The 833-nt window shown below is 64.3% G+C and carries 1 protein-coding gene; it reads left to right on the top strand.

The features are described 5' to 3' along the window. Positions 1-833, top strand: an 833-nt coding sequence (locus tag AC0AIB_RS31025) for a beta-ketoacyl synthase N-terminal-like domain-containing protein (RefSeq protein WP_465098050.1), incomplete at both ends; no start/stop codon positions are given.

Below are 833 nucleotides of genomic sequence, written 5' to 3'. Positions count from 1 at the left end.
TCGGGTCGTGTGTCGTATGTGTTGGGGTTGGAGGGTCCGTCGATTTCGGTGGATACGGCGTGTTCGTCGTCGTTGGTGGCGTTGCATTTGGCGTGTCAGGGGTTGCGGTTGGGTGAGTGTGATGTGGCGTTGGCGGGTGGGGTGACGGTGATTGCGGCGCCGGGGTTGTTTGTGGAGTTTTCTCGGCAGGGTGGGTTGTCGGGTGATGGGCGGTGTCGGGCGTTTGCGGGTGGTGCGGATGGGACGGGGTGGGGGGAGGGTGTGGGGGTGGTGGTGTTGGAGCGGTTGTCGGTGGCGCGGGAGCGTGGTCATCGGGTGTTGGCGGTGGTGCGGGGTTCTGCGGTGAATCAGGATGGTGGGTCGAATGGTTTGACGGCGCCGTCGGGTCCGTCGCAGGAGCGGGTGATTGGTGCGGCGTTGGCGAGTGGGGGGTTGGGGCCGTCTGGGGTGGATGTGGTGGAGGGTCATGGGACGGGGACTCGGTTGGGTGATCCGATTGAGGTGGGGGCGTTGTTGGGGGTGTATGGGCGTGGTCGTGTGGGTGGGTCGTTGTTGTTGGGTTCGTTGAAGTCGAATATTGGTCATGCGCAGGCTGCTGCGGGTGTGGCGGGTGTGATCAAGATGGTGATGGCGTTGCGGGCGGGGGTGGTGCCGGGGTCGTTGCATGTGGATGTGCCGACGCCGTTGGTGGATTGGTCGTCGGGTGGGGTGGAGGTGGTGACGGAGACTCGGGATTGGCCGGTGGTGGATCGTGTGCGTCGTGCGGGGGTGTCGGCGTTCGGTATTTCGGGGACGAATGCGCATCTGATTTTGGAGCAGGCTCCGGAGTTTGA

This window comes from Micromonospora sp. DSM 43699, assembly GCF_055517075.1.
The sequence above is the reverse complement of the archived record's forward strand: the minus strand, read 5'-3'. Positions and strand labels throughout refer to the sequence as shown.